The sequence below is a fragment of the Citrobacter sp. Cf116 genome (assembly GCF_030336505.1).
Lineage (GTDB): Bacteria > Pseudomonadota > Gammaproteobacteria > Enterobacterales > Enterobacteriaceae > Citrobacter > Citrobacter freundii.
Genome location: NZ_JAOWEQ010000038.1, coordinates 3074 through 6006 on the forward strand (window position 1 = coordinate 3074; position 2933 = coordinate 6006).

Below are 2933 nucleotides of genomic sequence, written 5' to 3' on the forward strand. Positions count from 1 at the left end.
GGTCAAGTCTGCTTTTATTATTTTTAAGCGTGCATAATAAGCCCTACACAAATTGGGAGTTAGACATCATGAGCAACGCAAAAACAAAGTTAGGCATCACAAAGTACAGCATCGTGACCAACAGCAACGATTCCGTCACACTGCGCCTCATGACTGAGCATGACCTTGCGATGCTCTATGAGTGGCTAAATCGATCTCATATCGTCGAGTGGTGGGGCGGAGAAGAAGCACGCCCGACACTTGCTGACGTACAGGAACAGTACTTGCCAAGCGTTTTAGCGCAAGAGTCCGTCACTCCATACATTGCAATGCTGAATGGAGAGCCGATTGGGTATGCCCAGTCGTACGTTGCTCTTGGAAGCGGGGACGGACGGTGGGAAGAAGAAACCGATCCAGGAGTACGCGGAATAGACCAGTTACTGGCGAATGCATCACAACTGGGCAAAGGCTTGGGAACCAAGCTGGTTCGAGCTCTGGTTGAGTTGCTGTTCAATGATCCCGAGGTCACCAAGATCCAAACGGACCCGTCGCCGAGCAACTTGCGAGCGATCCGATGCTACGAGAAAGCGGGGTTTGAGAGGCAAGGTACCGTAACCACCCCATATGGTCCAGCCGTGTACATGGTTCAAACACGCCAGGCATTCGAGCGAACACGCAGTGATGCCTAACCCTTCCATCGAGGGGGACGTCCAAGGGCTGGCGCCCTTGGCCGCCCCTCATGTCAAACGTTATGCAGCCAAATCCCAACAATTAAGGGTCTTAAAATGGTAAAAGATTGGATTCCCATCTCTCATGATAATTACAAGCAGGTGCAAGGACCGTTCTATCATGGAACCAAAGCCAATTTGGCGATTGGTGACTTGCTAACCACAGGGTTCATCTCTCATTTCGAGGACGGTCGTATTCTTAAGCACATCTACTTTTCAGCCTTGATGGAGCCAGCAGTTTGGGGAGCTGAACTTGCTATGTCACTGTCTGGCCTCGAGGGTCGCGGCTACATATACATAGTTGAGCCAACAGGACCGTTCGAAGACGATCCGAATCTTACGAACAAAAGATTTCCCGGTAATCCAACACAGTCCTATAGAACCTGCGAACCCTTGAGAATTGTTGGCGTTGTTGAAGACTGGGAGGGGCATCCTGTTGAATTAATAAGGGGAATGTTGGATTCGTTGGAGGACTTAAAGCGCCGTGGTTTACACGTCATTGAAGACTAGTCCTTTGCATAACAAAGCCATCAAACCGGACGCCAGAGATTCCGCGCCTGTTGCGCATGGCTTCGCCATTTTATGCGCAATAGGCGCGCCACCCTGTCGCCGTTTATGGCGGCGTTAACCCAAAGGAGTATCGTGAAAATATCACTAATGGCTGCAAAAGCAAGAAATGGGGTTATTGGCTGCGGCTCGGATATCCCGTGGAACGCTAAAGGTGAGCAGCTGCTTTTTAAAGCAATAACTTACAATCAATGGCTCTTAGTCGGCCGTAAAACATTTGAGGCAATGGGGGCTCTCCCAAATAGAAAGTATGCAGTTGTCAGCCGCTCAGGATCGGTAGCTACTAACGATGATGTGGTTGTGTTTCCATCTATAGAAGCAGCAATGAGGGAGCTAAAGACTCTTACGAACCATGTTGTTGTTTCTGGTGGTGGAGAGATCTACAAGAGTCTGATCGCCCATGCCGACACGCTACATATCTCGACAATAGATTCCGAGCCAGAGGGCAATGTTTTCTTTCCGGAAATCCCCAAAGAGTTCAATGTGGTGTTCGAGCAGGAATTTCATTCAAATATAAATTATCGCTATCAAATCTGGCAAAGGGGTTAACCATCCAAGCCATCGGACACATTTTGCTTCGCTGCGCTCAAAACGCAAAATGTGCCGCTGCTTAGCGGCGTTAGATGCACTAAGCACATAATTGCTCACAGCCAAACTATCAGGTCAAGTCTGCTTTTATTATTTTTAAGCGTGCATAATAAGCCCTACACAAATTGGGAGTTAGACATCATGAGCAACGCAGTGCCCGCCGAGATTTCGGTACAGCTATCACAGGCACTCAACGTCATCGAGCATCATCTGGGATCGACGTTGCTGGCCGTGCATTTGTACGGCTCTGCACTCGACGGTGGCCTGAAGCCATGCAGTGATATTGATTTGCTGGTTACTGTGACTGCACAGCTCGATGAGACTGTGCGGCAGGCTCTGTTCGTAGATTTCCTGGAAGTTTCCGCTTCTCCCGGCCAAAGTGAAGCTCTCCGTGCCTTGGAAGTTACCATCGTCGTGTACGGCGATGTTGTTCCTTGGCGTTATCCAGCCAGACGGGAACTGCAATTCGGGGAGTGGCAGCGCAAGGACATTCTTGCGGGCATCTTCGAGCCCGCGACAACCGATGTTGATCTGGCTATTCTGCTAACTAAAGCAAGGCAACACAGCCTTGCCTTGGCAGGTTCGGCCGCGGAAGATTTCTTCAACTCAGTCCCGGAAAGCGATCTATTCAAAGCACTGGCCGACACCTTGAAACTATGGAACTCACAACCGGATTGGGCAGGCGACGAGCGGAATGTAGTGCTTACTTTGTCTCGCATTTGGTACAGCGCAGCAACCGGCAAGATCGCGCCGAAGGATGTAGCTGCCAACTGGGTAATGGAACGCCTGCCCGTCCAACATCAGCCCGTGCTGCTTGAAGCCCAGCAGGCTTACCTTGGACAAGGGATGGATTGCTTGGCCTCACGCGCTGATCAGTTGACTGCGTTCATTTACTTTGTGAAGCACGAAGCCGCCAGTCTGCTCGGCTCCACGCCAATGATGTCTAACAGTTCATTCAAGCCGACGCCGCTTCGCGGCGCAGCTTAATTCAGGCGTTAGATGCACTAAGCACATAATTGCTCACAGCCAAACTATCAGGTCAAGTCTGCTTTTATTATTTTTAAGCGTGCA

The 2933-nt window shown here is 50.2% G+C and carries 4 protein-coding genes; all 4 read left to right on the top strand.

Translation table 11 applies throughout. The features are described 5' to 3' along the window. The first annotated feature begins 113 nt into the window (after positions 1-113). The 4 genes from OGV74_RS16565 (at position 114) to OGV74_RS16580 (ending at position 2849) form a co-directional block, all read left to right on the top strand. Complete coding sequence (locus tag OGV74_RS16565) at positions 114-668, top strand: fluoroquinolone-acetylating aminoglycoside 6'-N-acetyltransferase AAC(6')-Ib-cr5 (RefSeq protein ID WP_063840321.1); 555 nt, start codon at positions 114-116, stop codon at positions 666-668. 96 nt (positions 669-764) lie between these two features. Then, positions 765-1217, top strand: a complete 453-nt coding sequence (locus OGV74_RS16570; RefSeq protein ID WP_001749986.1) for an NAD(+)--rifampin ADP-ribosyltransferase Arr-3 — start codon at positions 765-767, stop codon at positions 1215-1217. A gap of 132 nt (positions 1218-1349) precedes the next feature. Then, entirely contained in the window at positions 1350-1823 is a 474-nt protein-coding gene (gene dfrA27, locus OGV74_RS16575; RefSeq protein ID WP_001749985.1) for a trimethoprim-resistant dihydrofolate reductase DfrA27, read from the top strand. Between the two features lie 180 nt (positions 1824-2003). Beyond that, positions 2004-2849, top strand: a complete 846-nt coding sequence (locus OGV74_RS16580) for an ANT(3'')-Ia family aminoglycoside nucleotidyltransferase AadA16 (protein WP_001749984.1) — start codon at positions 2004-2006, stop codon at positions 2847-2849. The last annotated feature ends 84 nt before the right edge of the window (positions 2850-2933 follow it).